This window comes from Mesorhizobium sp. M1A.F.Ca.IN.020.03.2.1, from assembly GCF_004023205.1.
In the GTDB taxonomy this organism is placed as follows: Bacteria; Pseudomonadota; Alphaproteobacteria; order Rhizobiales; family Rhizobiaceae; genus Mesorhizobium.
Window position 1 is genome coordinate 11,581 of sequence record NZ_RZSV01000018.1, and the last position, 20,505, is coordinate 32,085.

The 20,505-nt window shown below is 63.9% G+C and carries 19 protein-coding genes and 1 riboswitch; of the genes, 5 read left to right on the forward strand and 14 right to left on the reverse strand.

Annotated features, from left to right (window positions below; genetic code table 11):
* Nucleotides 1-74 precede the first annotated feature (74 nt).
* The 3 genes from EOA79_RS05270 to EOA79_RS05280 form a co-directional block, all read right to left on the reverse strand.
* Nucleotides 75-2,780 (reverse strand): caspase domain-containing protein, encoded by a 2,706-nt coding sequence (locus EOA79_RS05270; RefSeq protein WP_245322296.1) that lies wholly within the window; start codon nt 2,778-2,780, stop codon nt 75-77.
* 144 nt (nt 2,781-2,924) lie between these two features.
* Nucleotides 2,925-4,166, reverse strand: coding sequence for a class I SAM-dependent RNA methyltransferase (locus EOA79_RS05275; RefSeq protein WP_095823804.1), 1,242 nt, complete (start codon nt 4,164-4,166; stop codon nt 2,925-2,927).
* Nucleotides 4,163-4,936 (reverse strand): TlyA family RNA methyltransferase, encoded by a 774-nt coding sequence (locus EOA79_RS05280; protein ID WP_095823805.1) that lies wholly within the window; start codon nt 4,934-4,936, stop codon nt 4,163-4,165. Before EOA79_RS05280 ends, EOA79_RS05275 begins: the two co-directional genes overlap by 4 nt.
* A gap of 114 nt (nt 4,937-5,050) precedes the next feature.
* On the opposite strand from EOA79_RS05280, the gene EOA79_RS05285 reads away from it, so the two are divergent.
* On the forward strand, nt 5,051-5,452 hold the full coding sequence (locus tag EOA79_RS05285) for a GFA family protein (protein ID WP_095823806.1): 402 nt from the start codon (nt 5,051-5,053) through the stop codon (nt 5,450-5,452).
* Here the strand turns inward: EOA79_RS05285 and EOA79_RS05290 are convergent.
* From EOA79_RS05290 to EOA79_RS05315, 6 genes are all read right to left on the reverse strand, one after another.
* Nucleotides 5,449-5,733 carry a hypothetical protein gene (locus EOA79_RS05290; RefSeq protein ID WP_067327851.1) on the reverse strand — a complete coding sequence of 95 codons (285 nt, stop codon included), beginning with the start codon at nt 5,731-5,733 and terminating at the stop codon, nt 5,449-5,451. The two genes, EOA79_RS05285 and EOA79_RS05290, sit on opposite strands and share 4 nt — an antisense overlap.
* Nucleotides 5,734-5,883: 150 nt before the next feature.
* Nucleotides 5,884-7,797: a 1-deoxy-D-xylulose-5-phosphate synthase gene (gene dxs / locus EOA79_RS05295; RefSeq protein WP_095823807.1), complete on the reverse strand. Its 1,914-nt coding sequence runs from the start codon at nt 7,795-7,797 to the stop codon at nt 5,884-5,886.
* A 132-nt stretch (nt 7,798-7,929) separates the two neighbouring features.
* On the reverse strand, nt 7,930-8,850 hold the full coding sequence (locus tag EOA79_RS05300) for a pirin family protein (protein WP_095777992.1): 921 nt from the start codon (nt 8,848-8,850) through the stop codon (nt 7,930-7,932).
* 8 nt (nt 8,851-8,858) lie between these two features.
* Nucleotides 8,859-9,125, reverse strand: coding sequence for a DUF2277 domain-containing protein (locus EOA79_RS05305; protein ID WP_066998050.1), 267 nt, complete (start codon nt 9,123-9,125; stop codon nt 8,859-8,861).
* A gap of 191 nt (nt 9,126-9,316) precedes the next feature.
* Nucleotides 9,317-9,568, reverse strand: a complete 252-nt coding sequence (locus tag EOA79_RS05310) for an exodeoxyribonuclease VII small subunit (RefSeq protein WP_095778033.1) — start codon at nt 9,566-9,568, stop codon at nt 9,317-9,319.
* Between the two features lie 3 nt (nt 9,569-9,571).
* Nucleotides 9,572-10,498 (reverse strand): histone deacetylase family protein, encoded by a 927-nt coding sequence (locus tag EOA79_RS05315; protein ID WP_066998053.1) that lies wholly within the window; start codon nt 10,496-10,498, stop codon nt 9,572-9,574.
* Between the two features lie 114 nt (nt 10,499-10,612).
* A riboswitch (cobalamin riboswitch) is annotated at nt 10,613-10,791 on the forward strand.
* A 42-nt stretch (nt 10,792-10,833) separates the two neighbouring features.
* Here EOA79_RS05315 and bluB point away from each other — a divergent pair.
* From bluB to EOA79_RS05330, 3 genes are all read left to right on the forward strand, one after another.
* The gene (gene bluB, locus EOA79_RS05320; RefSeq protein ID WP_067327847.1) at nt 10,834-11,565 is read left to right on the forward strand and encodes a 5,6-dimethylbenzimidazole synthase; all 732 of its coding nucleotides are present in this window, start codon (nt 10,834-10,836) and stop codon (nt 11,563-11,565) included.
* A 347-nt stretch (nt 11,566-11,912) separates the two neighbouring features.
* Complete coding sequence (locus tag EOA79_RS05325; protein WP_095823808.1) at nt 11,913-13,094, forward strand: aminotransferase class V-fold PLP-dependent enzyme; 1,182 nt, start codon at nt 11,913-11,915, stop codon at nt 13,092-13,094.
* 190 nt (nt 13,095-13,284) lie between these two features.
* Nucleotides 13,285-14,139 (forward strand): D-amino-acid transaminase, encoded by an 855-nt coding sequence (locus EOA79_RS05330; RefSeq protein WP_128292929.1) that lies wholly within the window; start codon nt 13,285-13,287, stop codon nt 14,137-14,139.
* Nucleotides 14,140-14,380: 241 nt separating this feature from the next.
* Here EOA79_RS05330 and EOA79_RS05335 read toward each other — a convergent pair whose 3' ends face one another.
* Nucleotides 14,381-15,361 carry a hypothetical protein gene (locus EOA79_RS05335; protein WP_095823810.1) on the reverse strand — a complete coding sequence of 327 codons (981 nt, stop codon included), beginning with the start codon at nt 15,359-15,361 and terminating at the stop codon, nt 14,381-14,383.
* 144 nt (nt 15,362-15,505) lie between these two features.
* The gene (locus EOA79_RS05340; RefSeq protein WP_095823811.1) at nt 15,506-16,096 is read right to left on the reverse strand and encodes a TetR/AcrR family transcriptional regulator; all 591 of its coding nucleotides are present in this window, start codon (nt 16,094-16,096) and stop codon (nt 15,506-15,508) included.
* A 121-nt stretch (nt 16,097-16,217) separates the two neighbouring features.
* Between EOA79_RS05340 and EOA79_RS05345 the strand changes: the two genes are divergently transcribed.
* A complete protein-coding gene (locus EOA79_RS05345; RefSeq protein ID WP_127335155.1) occupies nt 16,218-17,441 on the forward strand; it encodes an MFS transporter in 1,224 nt (407 codons plus the stop codon).
* 25 nt (nt 17,442-17,466) lie between these two features.
* On the opposite strand, the gene EOA79_RS05350 is transcribed toward EOA79_RS05345, so the two are convergent.
* The 3 genes from EOA79_RS05350 to aroC form a co-directional block, all read right to left on the reverse strand.
* Nucleotides 17,467-18,003, reverse strand: coding sequence for a GNAT family N-acetyltransferase (locus EOA79_RS05350; protein ID WP_095823813.1), 537 nt, complete (start codon nt 18,001-18,003; stop codon nt 17,467-17,469).
* Nucleotides 18,004-18,035: 32 nt separating this feature from the next.
* Nucleotides 18,036-19,136 (reverse strand): 3,4-dihydroxy-2-butanone-4-phosphate synthase, encoded by a 1,101-nt coding sequence (gene ribB / locus EOA79_RS05355; RefSeq protein WP_067327840.1) that lies wholly within the window; start codon nt 19,134-19,136, stop codon nt 18,036-18,038.
* Nucleotides 19,137-19,237: 101 nt separating this feature from the next.
* Nucleotides 19,238-20,347 (reverse strand): chorismate synthase, encoded by a 1,110-nt coding sequence (aroC, locus tag EOA79_RS05360; RefSeq protein ID WP_095823814.1) that lies wholly within the window; start codon nt 20,345-20,347, stop codon nt 19,238-19,240.
* Between the last annotated feature and the right edge of the window lie 158 nt (nt 20,348-20,505).

Genomic DNA, 20,505 nt, shown 5'->3' on the forward strand with positions numbered 1-20,505 from the left:
TGATACGCGCGGACCGGCGCCTCTGCCTTCCACGTTCATGGCCGAAAAATCGGCTCGCAGAGGTACGCGCCGGCCTACTGGTTGCAGGCCGGCTCGCCCTGCTGTCCGCAAGAGAGCTTCTTCTTGCGCTGCGGCTTCTTCCGGGGGACACTCCGCTCTTGCATCTGCGGCCTCGGCTGCGAACGCAATTCCGAGCGAGGCTCCGATCTCTGCCGCCGCAGCACCTGCTCGTTAGGCCTTTCCTGCCTGAACTGGCGCTGCGCATTGTCGTTCGGCCTGTTGACCTTGAAGTTGCGCTGGACGGTGACCTCCCGGCCGGCAGAACCTTCTTCGTTCTGCAGCCGGCGCAACGTCCTGCGCCTGTCGTTCCCGCTGGCCGAGCCCTGATTCTCGTCGGAGAACACGGTCGGATTGTTCCTCCTGAGCCGCTTCTGCACGGCCGGTCCATTGTCAGTTGGCCCACCACTAACGCTCGGCAGTCTACGGAACTTCTTGCTCTTGGCCGAGCCCTGGTTGTCATCGGAGAACACGTCGGGAGTGTTCTTTCTGAGCCGCTCGCGCACGCTCGGCCGGTTCTCGGCCGGCATCCGGTTGACGGTAGGCAGTTTACGGACCTTCCTGCCCTTGTCGTTCGCGGCGGCCGAACCTTGTTCGTTCGGTTCGACCACGGACTGGCCTGCGGACAAATCCTTGCGCGTCAGCTTCCTCGGCTTGCCACCGCTCCGTTCGGATAATGCCTTGGTATTGTTCTGCCTGAACTTCTCCCGCGCGCTCTGCCCGTTGTCGGCCGGCATGCCGTTGACGGCGGGCAGGTTGCGGAGCTTTTTACCCCTCTTCCGATCTGTGTCCTGCTTCCCGGTCCGGTCAGGACCGGCATTTCCGGTCGCCTCTTGGTTGCCGCCCGAGATGCCTTGCCTGCCGGGTTGCCTCTTCAATTTGTTGCCGCGCAAGTTCTGGCCGTCGGGCGCCGACTTGCCGTTGACCAGCGGCAGCCTCTTGCCATCGGCTCCAGGCAAAGCGTGTTCGGTTGAGAGCTTGCCGGTTCTGGACGAGGTCTCCGGCGAGGTGTCAGGCTGCTGGCGCTGGATAACACGCTGACCAGGCTTCGGCGGCAGGGCGCCCTGTTGCTGCTGATTGGATGAGGCCTGACGGAACTTGGCCGCCCTCTTCTGCAGAAGCGGCGGCAGGGGAACCTTGGCCGCCAGCGCATCGGCGCGGCCACCAACGGCGCCTTCCATCGTTTTCCGGGCTGTACGGCGGTCAAGCTGAACACCGGCGCTCGGCTGCGCGGCCCGATCGATGGTCTCGTTTTTGATCGTCGTGTTGATGGTGTTGATGACCGTCGTGTTGTGGATGTTGTTGAAGATGATGGCGTTCGGCGGCGGCACGACGTGGCGCGGCGGGTTGATGAATACGGGGATCGGCACGAATACCGGCGTCGGCAGGACGAACGCTTCGATCGGCGGCGGAGGTGGCGGAAGCACGATGAAATCCGGCGGCGGCGGCGGCAGGAAGACCACCGTGATCGGCGGCGGCGGTTCGAAGTCGAAATCGGGATCGTCGAAATAGAGCACCGGACGGTCGATATAGATGATTTCCTCCTCCGGCGGCGGCGGCAAATCATACTCATAGACGGTGAACTCCTCCGGCGGCTCCAGGGCAGCGTCGAAATGTTCGAGCCGCCGTCGTGCGTCCCAGGCATGCGGACCACGCGGATAGCGCCGCAGATAAGACCAGTAGGCTTCCGGCGTGTCCTCGAGCCAGGTCTCGCGCCAGGTGATCGCCTCGCGCCGCGCAGCGACAATGGCGCGCACGCGCTTAGCCATCGGATCGTGTGGATAGGCGACGAGGAAATCCTCGTAGCCGCGCATCGTGTCGCGGTCGAGAGCCGCGATATAAGCGTCTCGAGCGTCGAAATCCTGGATCGCCCTGGTCCGATTGGAGCGGGATTCGGCCTCCGAAACCTTGGGCGCGGGCGCGTCCGCGGCACGGTCGAAGAAGACGAAAGGCGCGGTGATCTTCGAGGCATGCCACGGCACTTCCGCGCCTTGCGTCATCTCGTTGACGCGCAGCCGCGTGCGGTCGAACACCTCGTCAAGCGACAACCCGCCCTCGCGTATCATTTCGGCGAGCGCCTGGGCATAGGCGCCGTAAGGGCCCTTGCCTTCCGGCGCGACCGTTCCCGGAGCCGCGTTGAACGCAATCAGCATGTTCGGGTCGGGATCGACAAGCGCGAGACCACCGGCCAGGGGCTGGCTCATCTTGGGCAAGGCATCAGGCCGCGCCGCGTCGAGCACGACGATGTTTACCTTCGTCGGCAATCCGGCCAACGACCGGGTGACATCGGAGAGCCGCATTGCCTGAAGCGGCACGTCGGCTGGACTGGCGATCTGGGCATCGACCGGAAGAAAGTAGTTCTCCCCCTCGAACTGCACGCCGTGGCCGGCAAGATAGACGAAGACGACCGCGTCGGGACCGGCGGCGGAAACCTTGCCGAGAAAATCGCGCAGCGCGCCGCGCAGCGAGTCCTGATCGACATCGCGCGCGCCGACGACGTCGAACCCTGCCGCCTGCAGGGTCTGCGCGATCAGGCCGGCGTCATTGGCGGCAGTCGCGAGCTCGCCGGACTGATAGGCGCCGTTGCCGATGACGAAGGCGAGACGTTTTTGCTCTTGCGCGAGCGCACCGGTCGCGGACGCGGCGCCAAAAGCGATGAGAACGATGAGGCTGAGGAATTTTAGAAGCGTCTGCATGGCAATGCGCTGTCCGTTATCCGTCATCCGCCATCCGCTTATTTCAGTAACGCCGAAAGAGCAGGAATGTTTCCCTAACAGCGCAAAACTAAGACCTGCAAGAAGGCGGCTTTAGGGCGCAAATTTCGGAAAAGAGAGCCTTCAAGTTTCTTGCGAACCGGCTCTCGCGGACTACCGGCGCCGCTTCGGCTTCTCCAGCAGCGCGACGGCCTCGACATGCGGCGACCACAGGAACTGGTCGATCGGCGTCACGCTCTTCAGTTGATAGCCGCCGTCGATGAGGATGCGCAGATCCCGCGCCAGCGTCGTCGGATTGCAGGAGACGGCCGCGACCAGCGGCACGTCTGAGCGGGCGATCTGCTTGGACTGATCCTCCGCGCCGGCGCGCGGTGGATCGAAGACGAGGCCGTCGAAGCCGCTCAGCTCCTTGAAGGTCAGCGGCCTGCGGAAGAGGTCGCGACGCTCGCTGGTCACGCGCTTCAAGCCGCTGGCGAAGCGGGAGGCACGGTCGAGCGCGGCAAGCGCCGGGGCGTCTCCCTCCACGGCGTGGACCTCCGACTTCGCCGCCAGCCGGAGCGCGAAGCTGCCGCAGCCGGCGAACAGGTCGGCGACCTTCTTGGCACGCGACAGGTGCTGGCAGACGAGACCGGCCATCGTCTGCTCGGCGGCCTCCGTCGCCTGCAGGAAGGCGCCGGGCGGCAGGGCGACGGCGACCGAGCCGAACTGCACCACCGGCTTCTTCGGCTCGACGATCACCTCGCCGTCGATCGAAAGCCTCGCCAAGCCCGCGGCCATCACGAAATTGGAAGCGATGCGGCGCTGGTTTTCGCCGAGCTTGCCCGCGTCATGGACGGCGACATCGAGGCCGGACGCCGTGGCGGTGACGGTCATGTGGAAGGCTTTCGGCGTCGCGCAGACCAGTCCTGCCAGCCTTCGCAAAGGATCGAGCGCATCAACGATTGCCGGCAACGAGATCGGGCATTCCTCGATAGGAATGATCTCGGAGGAGAGCGCGCGCACGAAGCCGAGCAGCATGCCGGCATCGGTGCGCCGAGCGCTGAAGACGACGCGCCGGCGCGTGTGCGGTGCGCAAGGCACCAGCGCGTCGATCTGACCAGCGATGCCCTTGATCTTGAGCGCCTGCACCACCCGTTCGCGTTTCCACTGCCGGTAGCCGTCGGCCTCGAAATGCTGCAACGCGCAGCCGCCGCATTCGGTGAAGTGTCGGCAGGGCGGATCAACCCTAAGCGGTGAAGCCTCAACAACCGACATCAGCGTCGCGCGGTCCTTCCGGCGCGCGGCGGTGACCGTCTCGCCAGGCAGCGTGAACGGGATGAAGACCTCGCCGCCATCGGCACCGGCGATGCCGTCGCCCTGCGAACCGAGCCTTGTGATGGTGAAGCGCGCGCTCATGGCGATGCCGCGTCCTTGATCGCGGCGAGCAGGAACTCGCGGTTGCCGTCGCCGCCCTCGATCGGCGATGGATGCAGCCCGAGCACGCGCCAGCCCGGCATGCCGGCAAGCCAGCCGCGCAAACCGGCGGCGATGCGCTCGGCCTCGCTCGGGTCCTTGAGCAGTCCGCCCTTGCCGATCGCCTCGCGACCCGCCTCGAATTGCGGCTTGACGAGAAGCAGCGCCCTGGCGCCCTCGCCCGCCAAGGCCAGCGCCGGCGGCAGCGCCAGCTTCAGCGAGATGAAGCTGACATCACAGACCAGGAAATCCGGATCGCGGTCGCCAAGATCGGCGGCGGTCAGGTCCCGCGCATTCAGCCCTTCAATGACCGTGACCCGCCGATCGGTGGCAATTTCCGGGTGCATCTGGCCGTGACCGACATCGATCGCCGTGACATGGGTAGCACCACGCTCGAGCAGCACCTGGGTGAAGCCGCCGGTCGAGGCGCCGATATCGAGCGCCTCATGCCCAGAGGGATCGAGGCCGAAATGGTCGAGGCCGGCAATCAGCTTCAGCGCCGCGCGCGACACATAGGCCTGCGCCGGATCGTCGACGGTAACGACACAGTGTGGCGCGACGGGCTGGCCCGGCTTGCGGGCGACTGCGCCGTCGACAGTGACGGTGCCGCGTTCGATCGCGTCGCGGGCGCGGGAACGGCTGGCGAACAGGCCACGTGCGACGAGCAGTTCGTCGAGACGCGGACGCGCGCTGGCGGGCAAAGAGGAACTCATCGGCCTTCATTGGCGAAAGCCGGCGGCGAAGGCAATGGCAGCCCTGTTGAATATGGCGCGGGGCACGGCAGAATGCCGGTGCCTATAGTCCGCTCACCCGGGCGAGGAGGAGCCATGCTGAAGGGAACCTGCCATTGCGGCGCCGCTCACTGGACGCTGGAAGGCGATCCGGGATCGATCACCGCCTGCAACTGCACCCTTTGCCGCCGCTACGGCACGCTCTGGGCCTATGACTATGTCGACGAGCGCATCCGCATCGCAGGTCCGACGAGCTCCTACAGGAGGGTCGAGGTGGCCGAGCCCGCGCTGGAAATCCTGTTCTGTCCGAAATGCGCCTGTGTGCTCGCCTGGCGCGGGTTGCTTCCCGGCTCGAGCGGCCGCACTCGCATCGCCGTCAATGTCAGGCTGGCCCCGCCGGAGGCGGTCGCCGACCTGCCGATCGAGCATTTCGACGGCCTCGAAACGTTCGACGACCTGCCGCGCGACGGCCGCTGCGTGCGCGATATGTGGTTTTAGAAAATAGTCCGCGAGACCGGGCGCTCGACCGCCGGCATCAGGCCGTCATTGTGGGAGGCTTGCTCGCGCGGCTCAGCAGGAGCCGGCGCCGTCGGCGCGGCTTCCTGCGGAACCACCAGTTGGGGAGCCTGCTTGTAGGAGAAGCCGCCGCGGATGTTGCCCATCTTGCCGGCAACGATGTCCATCACCGCCTTTTCGAGGTTGCGGTCGTAACGCGTTTCGGCTGCCACCGGCGCGGCCATGGCACTCAGCAGGGCCATGCCGCAAAGGAACGAATTCATTGTTCTTATCCCCTGCCTAGGACCAGGGTTTTAGCAGGGCGCCCGTTGAAAATCGGCCAAAAGACAAGGTAACCGAACGGCCAAATGAAAACGTAAACAAACAGTTGCAGCCGCAGCCAGCAAACTCAATCGGAGAGCTGAGGTTTCGATTCAGGCGCGCTGCGCCTGCATGCCATGGCCGAGTGCGGCGAAGACCGTCCGCACGATGCCGGTCGTGTCGAGGCCCGCGTCGGCATACATCTTCTCAGGCTTGGCGTGATCGGTGAACTCGTCCGGCAAGACCAGCGGGCGCACCTTGAGGCCGTTTTCCAACAGGCCTTCATGGGCGAGGAAATGCAGCACCTGGCTGGCGAAGCCGCCGACCGCGCCCTCCTCGACCGTCACGAGAACCTCATGCGAGCGCGCCAGGCGGCGGATGAGATCCTCGTCCAGCGGCTTGGCGAAGCGAGCGTCGGCAACGGTGGTCGAAAGGCCCGCGGCGCCGAGCTCCTCGGCGGCCAGCAGGCAATCCTGCAGCCGCGTGCCGAACGAGAGCAGCGCCACCTTGGTGCCTTCCTTGAGAATGCGGCCTTTGCCGATCTCGAGCACTGAGCCGCGCTCCGGCATGTCGACGCCGACGCCGTTGCCGCGCGGATAGCGGAAGGCGATCGGGCCGCCGTCGTAGTCGGCTGCCGTGCGCACCATATGGCGAAGCTCCGCCTCATCGGCGGCGGCCATGACGACGAAGCCAGGCAGCGAGGCGAGGAAGGTCGTGTCGAAGGCGCCGCAGTGCGTGGCGCCGTCGGCGCCGACGAAGCCGGCGCGGTCGATCGGGAAGCGCACCGGCAGTTTCTGGATTGCCACGTCGTGCACCACCTGATCGTAGGCGCGCTGCAGGAAGGTCGAATAGATGGCGGCGAAGGGCTTGTAGCCTTCGGTGGCGAGGCCGGCGGCGAAGGTCACCGCGTGCTGCTCGGCAATGCCGACATCGAAGGTTCGGGCCGGGAACACCTCGCCGAAGAGGTCGAGGCCGGTGCCACTCGGCATCGCGGCGGTGATCGCCACGATTCGTTCGTCCTCGCGCGCCTCCTGGATCAGGCTCTCGGCGAAGACCTTGGTGTAGCTCGGCGCGTTGGCCGGCGCTTTCGCTTGCGCGCCGGTGATGACGTCGAACTTGTTGACGCCGTGATACTTGTCGGCGGCGGCCTCCGCCGGCGCGTAGCCCTTGCCCTTCTGGGTGACGACATGGATCAGAATGGGACCGTCGCCATTATCGCGGACGTTCTTCAGCACCGGGATCAGGTGCTCCAAATTGTGTCCATCGATCGGGCCGATGTGGAAGAATCCCATCTCCTCGAACAGCGTGCCGCCGGTGACGTAACCGCGCGCATGCTCGACCGCGCGGGTGATGGCGCTGTCGGCGCGCTTGCCGAGATAGGAGGTCAGCTTCTTGCCGAAATCGCGCAGGCCGAGATAGGTCTTGCCGGAGGCAAGCCTCGCCAGATAGGCGCTCATCGCGCCGGTCGGCGGGGCGATCGACATGTCATTGTCGTTGAGGATGACGATCAGGCGGGCATTGAGCGCGCCGGCGTTGTTCATCGCCTCATAGGCCATCCCGGCGGACATGGCGCCGTCGCCGATGACGGCGATGACATTGTTGCGGCCGCCCGCAAGGTCGCGGCCCATCGCCATGCCGAGGCCGGCCGAAATCGAAGTCGAGGAATGCGCTGCGCCGAAGGGGTCGTATTCGCTCTCTGCGCGCCGGGTGAAGCCGGAGAGACCGCCTTCCTGGCGAAGCGTGCGGATGCGGTCGCGGCGGCCGGTCAGAATCTTGTGCGGGTAGGCCTGGTGGCCAACGTCCCAGATCAGCCGGTCTTCCGGCGTGTTGAAGACATAGTGCAGCGCAACCGTAAGCTCGACGACGCCGAGACCGGCGCCAAGATGGCCGCCGGTGTGCGACACCGCATCGATCAGCTCCGCGCGCAGTTCGGTCGCCAGCTGCGGCAGCTCGCTTTCATCAAGCGTCCGCAAATCCGCGGGGATGCGGACTTTGTCGAGGAGCGGCGTGTCAGGCTTCGGGTTCACTCTGGGACGGCCTGTCAACTTAACCTTGGGTTAACCTTCAAATATGCGCTTTGCTATGCGCGAGATAGGCTGACGGCGCGCCAATGTAAATGCGTGTCAGTGACGCGCCTGGCGCAGAATGTCCATCCTGCGCTAACCTTCCGGCAGCGGAATGAATTCTTCCTCATCGCCAGGAACGATATCGAAGCGGCCCGTCTTCCATTCTTCCTTGGCCTGCTCGATGCGTTCTTTCGAGGACGAAACGAAATTCCACCAGATATAGCGCTTGGAGCCCAGCGACGCTCCGCCGAACAGCATGAAATGCGCGCCGCGCTCGGACGACACGACGATTTCCTCGCCCGGTTTGAACACCAAAAGCCGCTCGGCCGGGAAACGGTCGCCGGCAATCGAAACCTCGCCCTCCAGCGTGTAGATGGCGCGTTCCTCGGCGTCGCCGGGGATTTTGACGCTGGCGCCCGCCGCCAGCCGCAGATCGGCATAGAGCGTTTCCGAGGCGGTCGCGACGGGCGAGCGCAGCCCGGAAAATTCGCCGATGACGACGCGGCCGCTAACGCCCTCGGCATCGATTTCGGGCAGTTGGACGACCGACGTGTTCGCGAACACCGGGGCGATTTCTTCCTTGCTGTCCGGCAGCGCCAGCCAGGTTTGCAGGCCGGAAATCGACATCGGCGCGCCGCGCAATTCCTCGGGCGTGCGCTCGGAATGAACGATGCCGCGGCCGGCGGTCATCAAATTCACGTCGCCCGGCGCGATCACCATTTCGGTGCCGAGCGAGTCGCGATGCCTGATCTTGCCGTCGAACAGATAAGTGACGGTGGAAAGCCCGATATGCGGATGCGGGCGCACGTCGATCGCATGGCCGGCGCGCAGGATGGCCGGACCCATGCGGTCGAAGAAGATGAACGGACCGACCAGCCTGCGCTTCGCCGTCGGCAAGGCGCGGCGAACCTCGAAGCCGCCAATGTCCTTGGCGTTCGGAATGACCATCAACTCGATCTGGTCGCAGGCGAAGGCGTCGCCGGCCTCAGGATCGTTGCCCGGAAAGAAGCTCATGACCGGCGTCAGGCGAAGCGGAGCGCGGATCGGGCCTTCGCCTTGGCGGCCTCTTCCTCGCGGTTGCGCGGATGCTGGGTGGTTTCGAGGCTGTCAAGCAGCTCGCGCGCGGCGGCGGCGATCGCCTCGACGGCGTGGTTGAAGGCATGCTCGTTGCGCTTGGACGGCTTGGTCGCGCCGCTCAGCTTGCGAACGAACTGCAGCGCCGCGTCATGGACCTCGTCGTCGGTCGCCGGCGGATCGAAGTTGAACAGGGTCTTGATGTTTCGGCACATGCTTTAACTCCTTACCTGCTTTCTGCCCGAACCGGTCTGACATTGTGCACCGAGGTGTGTTGAGATTCAGGTCAGACCGAGCCGAAAATGGCGGGTTCCGAGAACCGGACCGGAGCGTACTTGAAGGACGTGAGCACCGGAACCGCAGAAAGCCGCGTTTGCAGGCGGCCTCACCTGAATATCAATACACCTCACTCGGCGTCGAGCGGCTCCGTTCCAACCGGCTTGCCGTCGCGCGAGAGCCTGATCTTCTCGACCTTGTCCTCGGCGGCCTTGAGCAAGCGGTCGCAATGAGCCTTCAGCGCCTCGCCGCGCTCGTAGATCTTGATCGACTGGTCGAGCGGAACGTCGCCGCGCTCCAGATCATCGACGATCTTCTCCAGCGCGTCGAGCGCCTGTTCGAAGCTCATCGCCTTGACGTCTTGGTTAGCTTCATCAGCCATCATTCATCCCTTCATCAGCCGCCCGACATGGGCGGCGACCGAAAATGCCAATCCTTGCAGATCGTAACCGCCCTCCAGCAGGCTGACGAGCCGGTTGCCGCTGTGGCGCCCGGCGCGCTCCATCAGCTGGCCGGTCGCCCAGTCGAAATCATCCTCGGTCAGGTTGATCGCGGCCAGCGGATCGCGATGGTGCGCATCGAAACCGGCGGAAATGATGATCAGATCCGGCTGGAAGGCGTCGATCGACGGCAGCACGCGCGACAGGAAGGCGTCGCGGAACGTGTCGCTGCCGGTGCTCGGCGCAAGCGGCGCGTTGACGATGTTGCCGGCGCCGGTCTCGCTCTTGGCACCGGTGCCCGGATAAAGCGGCATCTGGTGGGTCGAGCAATAGAGCACCGACGGATCGTCCCAGAAAATGTCCTGCGTGCCGTTGCCGTGATGCACATCCCAATCGACGATGGCGACGCGCTCGGCCAGATGCTTCTCCTGCGCATAACGGGCGGCGATCGCCGCGGTGTTGAACAGGCAAAAGCCCATCGCGGTCGCTTTTTCGGCGTGATGGCCGGGCGGACGCGCGGCAACGAAGACATTGGCGGCACGGCCCTCGAACACATCGTCGACGGCGGCGTTCGCCGCGCCGATCGCCGTCACCGCGGCCTGCCAGCTTTTCGGGCTGGCGCTGGTGTCGGCATCGATCGAGACGATCCCCGTCTCGGGAATCGCAGCGCGGACACGGCCGACGAAATCCTCCGGATGCGCGTAAAGGATAGTCGCCTCGTCGCCTTCCGGCGCCTCGACGCGGTCGAGGGCCGAAAAAGCCTCGTCGTCGAGCACGCGCTCGATGGCGCGCAAACGGTCGGGCCGCTCGGGGTGGCCGGGCGGCGTGAGGTGTTCCAGGAATACCGGATGAGTGTAAAGACGAGTGGTCATGGCGCCTAATCTAGGCACCTGTCGCACGGATAGCCATGTTTCAGCGCCGAATGATTGGGGAAATCGCGCCCAATCGTGTCGCTGGCGGCATTGGCCCGGCCTCGGCTTCGCGATAAGGTCGCGTCGCTGCCTGGTGCCCGCAACGCGGGAGAATCGGGAACACGGTTGAAATCCGTGGCGTGCCCAACGCTGTGAGGGGGACCGCGCCGGCAAACGCCACTGTCCCAGACGGGAAGGCGCCGGATGCGGGTCGATCCCGAGCCAGAAGACCGGCCCGGCAGACATGGTCATCCGCATGGTCAGGCGGAGGACTGCTTATCGCAAGGGGACAAGCGATGCAGGCACGAACAGCCGCCGCCGGCGGCGATGACTTTGACCAATTGGCGCGCGACGCCGTCTACCGGGCCATGTTCACCCGGCGCGACGTGCGCAGCCATTTCCTTACCGACGATCTCGACGACGGCGTTTTGGCGCGGCTGCTCACCGCGGCACACCACGCGCCGTCGGTCGGCTACATGCAGCCCTGGAACTTCATCATCATCCGGGACGCCACAAGGCGGCGGCAGGTGCGCGACCTTTTCCTCGCCGCGCGCGAACAGGAACTGCCGGCGATCGAGGTGGAGCGGCGGGCGCTCTACCGCAAGCTGAAGCTCGAGGGCATCTGCGAAAGCGCGCTCAACCTCTGCATCACCTGCGACCGCCAGCGCTCGAAGAACTCGCCGCTCGGGCGCTGGCACAATCCGGAGATGGACCTCTACAGCACCGTCTGCGCGGTGCAGAATTTCTGGCTCGCGGCGCGGGCGGAAGGCGTCGGGGTTGGCTGGGTGAGCATCATCGAGCCCGAAGCGCTGAAGCGACTGCTGTCGATCCCCGAGCACGTCACGCCGATCGCCTATCTCTGCGTCGGCCGCGTCTCGGAATTCGCGCCAAGGCCCGACCTCGAAGCGCATGGCTGGGGCAAGCGCCTGCCGCTGCCCGAGCTGGTGATGAGCGAGACCTTTTGCGGCGCCGGCGAGGCGCCGCTCAAATCGGCGATCGCTCGTCTCGGAGAACGATTGAAGCCTTAGAACCGCTCGGCGTTCCATAGACCCGCACCAACCGCAACGCGCCATCGCGCTTCGCGTTTGCGCAATGGCGCATTGGCAGGCCTGACCGTCGTTGCCCGCTCTCAGAAACCGGGGATTGTTCGCGCATCGCTTGACAACGTGACGGTTCTTCTTGGCGTGATTGGGCCGGATCTCCGCACTCGCTTCCTCACGGCTAACCCTGTGCCAAGCGATGTCGTTCTCGGGCTTCAACGTCTCGCGAATTCACCGGCGTTCGCAATTAAATTCTGTCTTCTCATGTGAATAGGCAGATTGAGCTGGGCTACGGCGCTTATTGTCGGGCCATAGATGAGACCCGGCGCGTTCCCATGAATTTTTTTGCAATAGATCGGTCCGCCGAACATGAGGACGAAGCGGAATGGGAGCGCATCCGCGCAAAATACCCGCCGCAAGAACCACTCCTCAACTTGAACAACGCCGCGGTCAGTCCCCCACCGACTGTTGTCGAGGAAGCGACGGTTGACGCCTACCGCTTCATCAGTCGCAATCCCGACTACAATATGTGGAGCAAGCTCGACACAGCACTTCCTCATATCAAACGCGAGCTGGCGGAACTGATCGATTGCAGCCCCGGAGAGATCGCGCTGAACCGGAATTCGTCGGAGGGTCTTTCGACAGCGATCTTCGGAATACCGCTGACTAAGGGCGATCAAGTGCTGATCTCGCCTTGGGACTACCCCAGCGTTCGTGCGGGCTGGCTGCAGCGGCAACAGCGCGAGGGCATCGAGGTTGTAAACTGCACCTTCGACCTCATGGACAGCGACGACGACATCATCGAATCCTATGTTCAGGCGATGACCCCGCGTACCCGCGTCCTGCAGCTGACTCACATGTACCACTGGAACGGGCGTGTCCTGCCGGTGAACCGGCTCTGCGAGATCGCGCGGGAGCGCGACATCATGACTGTCGTCGACGGTGCCCAGACTTTTGCTCAGATGCCGGTCAGCTTCCGCGAACTCGATTGCGATTTTTTTGTCACCAGCCTGCACAAGTGGCTCGGTGCTCCTATCGGCAACGGGATGCTGGTCGTCAGCGAACGCCGGATCGATACCACCTGGCCATTGCTTGCACCTTTCGACCAGCCCGCGGTGCACATAGACAGATTCGACCATTGGAATCTCGGCACCTACAATTCCGCTGTCCAGGCAGGAATCGCGCCCGCAATTCAATTCCACAAGGCGATCGGCGCGGAACGGATGCATGCGCGACTGCGCGAACTCACCCGATATTGGGTAGGTCTCGTCCAGGACATTCCCGGTTTCAGGCTCCATACGCCGACCGACACGGACAGCCTCGCTGCGATAAGTCTGTTTTCGATCGACAGCATCGACATGCAGCAACTCGAGCGCGACCTTCGCGAGAAACACCAGGTCCACGTGAAATACCGCAAGGTCGAGCACGTCGAGGGTTTGCGGGTTTCGCCACACATTTACATGCTTAAGCGCGATCTTGATGCCTTTGTCGCCGCGCTGCGAAGCGCTGTGGAGTGAACCGACGAATTTCTCGGGGCTGTGCCTGACCTTAGCCGCCTGCTGTCTGGCGAATAGCGTTTTCGCAGTCGAGGGGTGCAGGATGGCAGCGCCGCTATTGCGCTTAAAGCTGCCTAGGCCTGCACCCTGACAAGAGTTCAATAGTTTCGCTCAAGGCCGTGAGCGTGGTCTGCATTTTTGAGGTCTATCAATGCGCCAAGTCTATGTGAGTGGATCCTATCTACCGGAAAGCGAGGCCCGTATCTCGGTCTTCGATCGGGGCTTCCTGTTCGCCGACGGAGTCTATGAGGTCACGCTCGTTCTTGATGGCAAGCTCGTCGATTTTGCCAGTCACATGGCGCGCCTGCGGCGATCGCTCCGTGAGCTCGATATGCCGTTCTCCCTGACCGAAGCAGATCTTTTGAAGATCCACAGGGAGCTCATTGGACGGAACAATGTATCCGAGGGACTTGTCTATTTGCAGATCACCCGGGGCGCGGCCGACCGCGATTTCATATTTCCTACTCGGGATACGCCGAACACCGTGGTGCTCTTCACACAAGAGAAGGCACTTGTCGAAAATCCGGTCGCCATACGCGGCCAGCACGTCATAACCGTGGAAGATCTCCGGTGGCGGCGCTGCGACATCAAAACGGTGCAACTCCTGTATCCCTCCATGGCCAAAATGCAGGCGAAATCACGCGGCGCCGATGACGCATGGCTAGTGAGGGATGGTTACGTCACGGAAGGCTCTTCCAACAACGCCCATATCGTGACTTCGGATGGGACGATCGTCACGCGGGATCTCTCGAGCGATATCCTGCACGGGATTACCCGGGCAGTCGTTCTGCAGTGCGCAAGTGAACTTCATCTGCGGGTGGAGGAGCGCCCATTCACGGTAGTAGAGGCCAGACTTGCGACGGAGGCGTTTTCAACGTCATCATCCGGGCTGGTGAACCCGGTGGTCAGGATGGATGGTGCGCCGATCGGCAACGGGCTGCCGGGCGTAGTCACCCGGCGGTTGCGACAAATTTATCTCGATAGAAGCCGAGCATCGGCGATCTAGCGTTGATCGTCGACGGTGTTCTCTGCGGCGTCAAACATCGATACGCTACCTGCCGGTGGCGTTACTGGGGCGCATATGGACCGCGCTAACTCAAGCACTCCTGACGCCAGCCCTGCACGTGAATAGCTCGCCCGAGCACTCGCGGCGCCCAAGTAGCTTGACAAGGCCGCTGCTAGGCTGGCGTTCGCGCCAGATGCTGGCGGCGATCCTTCCATTGGCGGGGCATCTCCTCTGACTCTAGTCAAGCGGTCCTTGGCGAATCCCAGCGCGAGCCGCCGAAGGGGCTGAGCGCCTTGTCGCGCAATTCCCTGAACTTGGACGAGGCTTCGGCCAGGCGCCGGTCCCATTCCGGATTGGGGACCTGGCCCTCGATGGCGGCGAAGTAGACCTGCATCAGCGAAGCGATGGCGAAGGGCTCGATGAAAGCCGCCTTGAAGGCCCAGGCGAAGACGATGGCCAACACGAAGGCCCAGCCGGCAAGCTGGCCCGGCATGGCCCAGAGGATCGCGGCGGCGGGCGCCAGCATTAAAAGGAAGATGACGAAGGAAACACCCCACATGATCACCGCCAGCCAGACGGCGTTCTTGACCATCAACTTGCCGTTCTGCGCATAGAGCACGACGCCTTGCCTGGCGGTCTCGAAAGGCGAGTTGGAATTGGTGCGGATGTTGTAGCCGAGGATGATCTCGTCGACATAGGTCAGCGACAGGCGGATCACGGTGTTGATGAAGCTCACCAGACCGCTCAAGCCTGGAATGGGTAGGAATGCAGCAATGCCGCCGATCAGCCCGGTGATGGCGCGGATGGCGCCTTTCACCAGCTGGTCGACGACGAAAAGGATGTTGGCCTCGGCGAAGCGCTTCGTCACCACTTCGCGCGCATAGGCGATCTGGCCCTGGCCGTCGGGAACTTCCTGCCCGTCGATCAGATGGACCATGACGGCGATATGGCCGGCCTTGAGCACATAGAGAATGTATTCGCGGATCCAGTAGACGGCGATCGAGACCACGCCGAAGCCGACGATCCCACCCCACAAGGCAAAGGACATCGGCCCGTCCGGATCGGTCGAGATGTGGCCGACGCCGTAACCGACGCTGGCGCCGGTGCCGGTCGCTGTTATGTAGGCCACCGTGATGCCGAAATAGACGATGATGCGAAAGACGATGAACGGCCACGTCCGCATCATGATGGACACCGACCGGCCGATGCTGAAGTCCCACATGGCCCCGACCCTCCGCCTCAGAGAATTGGCGGGAGAGGATGCGCTCGCTCCTGCCAAAGTCAATGTCGGAGGGATTTTGAGCGGGGGACAATTGTCTGAGGCAGCGCGGACCCGAGTGATTGCCCGGAACGCCGCGACCGGATGCTATTTGGTTTTCAGGCCTTCCAGCAGCTGCTTGAACGCCGCCACAACCTTCTTCGACGTCGCTTCCGGATCCTTGGCATTGGCGATGCGCTGCGAGGCCTGGCTACTGGCGCCGTTGATGAGCCGCGCTGCGGTCTCGGGGTCGAGATCGGGAACGACGACGCCCTCCTCCTGCAGCTTTGACAGGTGATCGGTCATTGAAGCCGTGCAGGCGCTGGCGTTGGGCCACTGAGCCGGATCGCCGAGCACGGCCGGGCCGTCCCTGAACATGATGCGCTGGATTTCCGGTTCAAGCGCCATCTCGATATAGGTGGTGCATTCGTCGACGAAATGCTGCCAGCGAGTAGGCGCCCGCGAGGCCACCTCGTTCACCCGCGCCGCCATCTCGGCGTCGATCTCGGCGATCACCGCCTGCAGCAGCCCCTTCTTGTCGCCGAAATGATGATAGAGCGCGCCGCGCGTCAGACCCGCCGAAGCGGTGAAATCGTCCATCGAGGCCTCGGCATAGCCGATCGTGCCGAAGGCATAGCGCGCGGCCGCGATCAGCTTGGCGCGCGTCTCGGCGATCATCTCCTTGCGGGGCTTATGCATGGCTCCTGGCCTTATTCACATACGCGTCGTATGCTAATTGACATACGCGACGTATGAACTATCTGCCATTCATACGCTGCGTATGTAATTGCGGCACTTTCCCTTGTCGAGGAACAGGACCATGCGAAACCCATATTCGGAAATCTTTCGGGCTCCTGGCACGAAGAGCTTCGCCGCGGCAGCCTTCATCGCCCGGCTGCCGATCGCCATGGCGCCGATCGGCATTGTGGCGATGCTGTCACAAACGCATGGCGAGTACTGGCTGGCCGGCGCCGTCTCGGCCACATACGCTTTGGTCAACGCCTTCCTGTCGCCGCAGGTCTCGCGGCTGGTCGACCGCCTCGGCCAGAGCCGGATTGCCGTGCCGACGACACTTGTCTCGGCGCTTGCCTTCGCAACCTTGATCGTCGCGGCCAACCAGCACTGGCCGGTGTGGACCTTGTTCCTATCCGCGCTGCTTGCCGCGTTAATGCCCAGCATCCCGGCGCTGGTCAGGGCGCGCTGGACCGAGATTTTTCGCGACCGCCCCGAGCTCAATACCGCCTTCGCCTTGGAATCGGCCGCGGACGAGCTGGTCTATGTCGCTGGGGCATCGCTGTCGGTGGGCTTGAGTGCCACGCTGTTTCCGGAAGCCGGGATGGTGGTGAGCACCTTGCTGCTCGCCTTCGGCTCGGCGGCATTCCTGCTGCAGCGTTCGACGGAACCGCCCATTCGTCCGGCCGAGGATGGCGCGGCCGGTTCGGCGATCCGCCTGCGGCCGGTGCAGATCATCACCGTCGCGCTGATCTTTGTCGGCGCGACCTTCGCAACCACGGAAGTCACCACCGTTGCCATTACCGAAGAGCTCGGCCAGCCCGAAGCAGCCAGCCTCGTCATCGGCGTCTATGCACTGGGATCCTTCCTGCTCGGCATCATCGTCGGCGCGCTCAGTTTGCGCACGCCGCTGCAACGCCAACTCGCGATAGCGGTCGCCGTCATCGCGCTCACCACGCTGCCGCTGCTTTTTGCCGACACGGTGCCGACCCTGGCGCTAGCCGTCTTCGTCAGCGGCGTTGCCATCTCGCCGACCTTCATCACCGCCTTTGGCCTGATCGAACGCCACGTGCCGCCGGCAATGCTCACGGAAGGCGTGACCTGGGTGACCACCGGGATCGGCATCGGCATTGCGCTTGGCTCCTTCGCCGCCGGCTGGATGGTCGACACTTTTGGACCGCAGAACGGGTTCTGGGTGTCGGTGGCGGCAGGCTCAGTCGCTTTGGTCACCGTGCTCGCCGGCCAGTGTCGGCTGGCGACGCCGGACTGCGACCCGAATGAATGCGAAGCGGCGATTGCTCCGGCTGGATGATACCGATGCATCCGGCTCTGGCTGGCTATATGTCCTGCTTTTGAACGAACTTCGCCGCCGGGACTGCGTAAAGCCCCGTCGGCGCGCCATGGAGCATGATCTCCCGCTCGAAGACGAAGCCGCATTTCTCCAGCACGCGCCGCGATGCCGGATTGGCGGGACGCGCCAGTGCGATCACCCGATCGGCGCGCAAGGGGCCGAAAGCCGCGTGCAAGCTCCCCCGGACCAGTTCCGTCGCGTAGCCATGCCCCCAGGTCTCGGGGTGAAGATGATAGGACAGGTTCAGCCCATCGAAATCGCTCGATAAGGTGACGCCGCCGAAGCCGATCAGTTTCTCATTGGCTTCGACCGCCCAGCGACCAAATCCGCGCCTGTCCCAATGATCGATGTCGCGAGCGAGCCTCGCGGCACTCTGCTGCGGCGTGTCCGGCGTCGGGTCGGGGCGATGCGCCACCAGTTCGGGGCGCGAGAAAAGATCGGCCAGAAACTCCAGATCCGCCTGTTTGGGCCGGCGCAGCAGCAGTCGTTCGGTCTGCTGGCTGACAGGCAATGGCGCGGCCATCGTTTTTCTCCGTCGCCCTGTCGGCCGAAACGTCAGAGAATTTCCGTCTTGGCGATGTGAATGCCGAATCCTTCGAGCCCGACATAGTGGCGCTCGCGCGAGGCGATCAGGTTGATCGAGGAGATGCCGAGATCCTTGAGGATCTGCGCTCCGAGCCCGATCTCGCGCCACTCGTTCTCGCGCCGGCGCGCCTCTTCGTGATCCTCGCGGTCGCCGCTTTGTGGCCGCTTGCGCTCCTGATGGGCGACGCCGACCGAGCCTTCGCGCAGGTAGACGATGACGCCACGCTTGCGCTCGCCCATCGCCTTCATGATGTGGTCCAAGCGGTGGCTGGTGCCGAAGACGTCGGTGACGACGTCTTCCGAATGCAGCCGCACCGGCACCTCCTCGCCGTCGCGGATGTCGCCGAAGACGACCGCGACATGGTGCATGGAATCCCAGGGCAGCGTGTAGGTGAAAACCTGCGCCTTGCCGCCGGGCGTCTCGATGTCGGAGCAGGCGACGCGCTCGACCAGCGTTTCCTTGCGCTGGCGATAGGCGATGAGATCGGCGACCGAAACCTGCTTCAGCCCGTGCTGCGCGGCGAAAGCCTGCACCTCAGGTCCACGCTTGACGGTGCCGTCGTCGTTGACCAGTTCGGAGATGACGCCGATCGGCGGCAGCCCGGCGAGTTTGCACAGGTCGACCGCGGCTTCCGTATGGCCCGAGCGCATCAAGACACCGCCTTCGCGCGCGATCAGCGGGAAGATGTGGCCGGGCCGCACGAAGTCGGAGGCACCAACATTGCCATTGGCGAGGTTACGCACGGTGAGCGTGCGGTCGTCCGCCGAAATACCCGTCGTGGTGCCGTGCTTGAAGTCGACGCTGACGGTGAAAGCCGTGGTGTGGGCGGAATCATTGTCGGCCACCATGGGCGCAAGGTTTAGCCTCCTTGCGTCCTCGCGCAGCATCGGCGTGCAGACGATGCCGGAGGTGTTGCGGACGATGAAGGCCATCTTTTCCGGCGTGCAGTGGACGGCGGCAACGATCAGGTCGCCCTCGTTCTCGCGCCCATCATCGTCCATGACGACGACGATCTCGCCGCGCTCGAAAGCGCGGATCGCTTCGACGATCTTCTTCTGGTCGTATGGCATGGACGCTCGCTAGCTCGCTTGGGGAATAGGGCGGTAAGGGAGTAGGGGAACGGAAAAAGTTTGGCGTCGCCGAATGCGACGTAACATACTCTCCTGCTGCCTTACTGCCCTCCTCCCCTTCCCGTCTGTCCTCTATGGCGCAGATAATGATCCGCAATCGCGCAGGCAACCATGGCCTCGCCGATCGGCACGGCGCGGATGCCGACGCAGGGATCGTGGCGGCCCTTGGTCATGACCTCGACGTCCTTGCCGTCCTTGTCGATCGATTTCCGCGGCGTCAGGATCGAGGAGGTCGGCTTGACGGCGAAGCGTGCGACGATCGCCTGGCCGGTCGAGATGCCGCCGAGGATGCCGCCGGCATTGTTGGACAAAAACACCGGCTTGCCGTCATTGCCGATCCGCATCTCGTCGGCATTCTGTTCGCCGGTGATGCGAGCGGCTTCGAAGCCGTTGCCGATCTCGACGCCCTTGACGGCGTTGATCGACATCAGGCCGGAGGCGATGTCCTGGTCGAGCTTGGCATAGATCGGCGCGCCGAGGCCCGCCGGCACACCTTCGGCGACGATCTCGATCACCGCGCCGACCGACGAGCCGGCCTTGCGAATGCCGTCGAGATAGGCGGCAAAGACCGGAACCGAGGCCGGGTCGGGGGTGAAAAACGGGTTTTCCGCATCGCCGATGAAATTCCAGTTCCAATTGGCGCGATCGATCGACTTTTCACCCATCGAGACCAGGGCGCCGCGCACCACCATGCCCGGCACCACCTTGCGTGCCAGCGCGCCGGCCGCCACTCTGGCTGCTGTCTCGCGCGCCGAGGAGCGGCCGCCGCCGCGATGGTCGCGCAACCCGTATTTGATCTCATAGGTGTAATCGGCATGGCCCGGCCGGTACTGGCGGGCGATCTCGCCGTAATCCTTGGAGCGCTGATCCACATTTTCGATCAGCATCGAGATCGGCGTGCCGGTGGTGATCATCGTCTCGCCGTCCTCGCCGAGGATGAAGCCGGAGAGGATCTTGACCTCGTCCGGCTCGCGGCGCTGGGTGACGAAGCGCGACTGGCCCGGGCGGCGCCGGTCGAGCTCGGCCTGGATGTCCTCGCGCTTGAAGCGGATCCCGGGCGGGCAGCCGTCGATAACGCAGCCAATAGCGGCGCCATGGCTTTCACCCCAGGTGGTGACGCGGAAAAGATGGCCGAAGGTGTTGTGAGACATGGAAAAAACGCCCTGCCCGGCGCGGACCCGGTTCGCCGGTTCAAGCGTGCCTTCTATTGGCGTTTTCCACAGCGGTCAAACGGTGATCGGATGCATCAATCTGTGATCTGGAGGATTTAGTTTTGACACATTCGGTTGGTTTCTGCTCTCTTCCATCC

Coding starts and splice junctions, on each gene's coding strand:
- EOA79_RS05270 (WP_245322296.1), bottom strand. CDS start 2,780: ATGACGGATAACGGACAGCGCATTGCCATGCAGACGCTTCTAAAATTC.
- EOA79_RS05275 (WP_095823804.1), bottom strand. CDS start 4,166: ATGAGCGCGCGCTTCACCATCACAAGGCTCGGTTCGCAGGGCGACGGC.
- EOA79_RS05280 (WP_095823805.1), bottom strand. CDS start 4,936: ATGAGTTCCTCTTTGCCCGCCAGCGCGCGTCCGCGTCTCGACGAACTG.
- EOA79_RS05285 (WP_095823806.1), top strand. CDS start 5,051: ATGCTGAAGGGAACCTGCCATTGCGGCGCCGCTCACTGGACGCTGGAA.
- EOA79_RS05290 (WP_067327851.1), bottom strand. CDS start 5,733: ATGAATTCGTTCCTTTGCGGCATGGCCCTGCTGAGTGCCATGGCCGCG.
- EOA79_RS05300 (WP_095777992.1), bottom strand. CDS start 8,850: ATGAGCTTCTTTCCGGGCAACGATCCTGAGGCCGGCGACGCCTTCGCC.
- EOA79_RS05305 (WP_066998050.1), bottom strand. CDS start 9,125: ATGTGCCGAAACATCAAGACCCTGTTCAACTTCGATCCGCCGGCGACC.
- EOA79_RS05310 (WP_095778033.1), bottom strand. CDS start 9,568: ATGGCTGATGAAGCTAACCAAGACGTCAAGGCGATGAGCTTCGAACAG.
- EOA79_RS05315 (WP_066998053.1), bottom strand. CDS start 10,498: ATGACCACTCGTCTTTACACTCATCCGGTATTCCTGGAACACCTCACG.
- bluB (WP_067327847.1), top strand. CDS start 10,834: ATGCAGGCACGAACAGCCGCCGCCGGCGGCGATGACTTTGACCAATTG.
- EOA79_RS05325 (WP_095823808.1), top strand. CDS start 11,913: ATGAATTTTTTTGCAATAGATCGGTCCGCCGAACATGAGGACGAAGCG.
- EOA79_RS05330 (WP_128292929.1), top strand. CDS start 13,285: ATGCGCCAAGTCTATGTGAGTGGATCCTATCTACCGGAAAGCGAGGCC.
- EOA79_RS05335 (WP_095823810.1), bottom strand. CDS start 15,361: ATGTGGGACTTCAGCATCGGCCGGTCGGTGTCCATCATGATGCGGACG.
- EOA79_RS05340 (WP_095823811.1), bottom strand. CDS start 16,096: ATGCATAAGCCCCGCAAGGAGATGATCGCCGAGACGCGCGCCAAGCTG.
- EOA79_RS05345 (WP_127335155.1), top strand. CDS start 16,218: ATGCGAAACCCATATTCGGAAATCTTTCGGGCTCCTGGCACGAAGAGC.
- EOA79_RS05350 (WP_095823813.1), bottom strand. CDS start 18,003: ATGGCCGCGCCATTGCCTGTCAGCCAGCAGACCGAACGACTGCTGCTG.
- ribB (WP_067327840.1), bottom strand. CDS start 19,136: ATGCCATACGACCAGAAGAAGATCGTCGAAGCGATCCGCGCTTTCGAG.
- aroC (WP_095823814.1), bottom strand. CDS start 20,347: ATGTCTCACAACACCTTCGGCCATCTTTTCCGCGTCACCACCTGGGGT.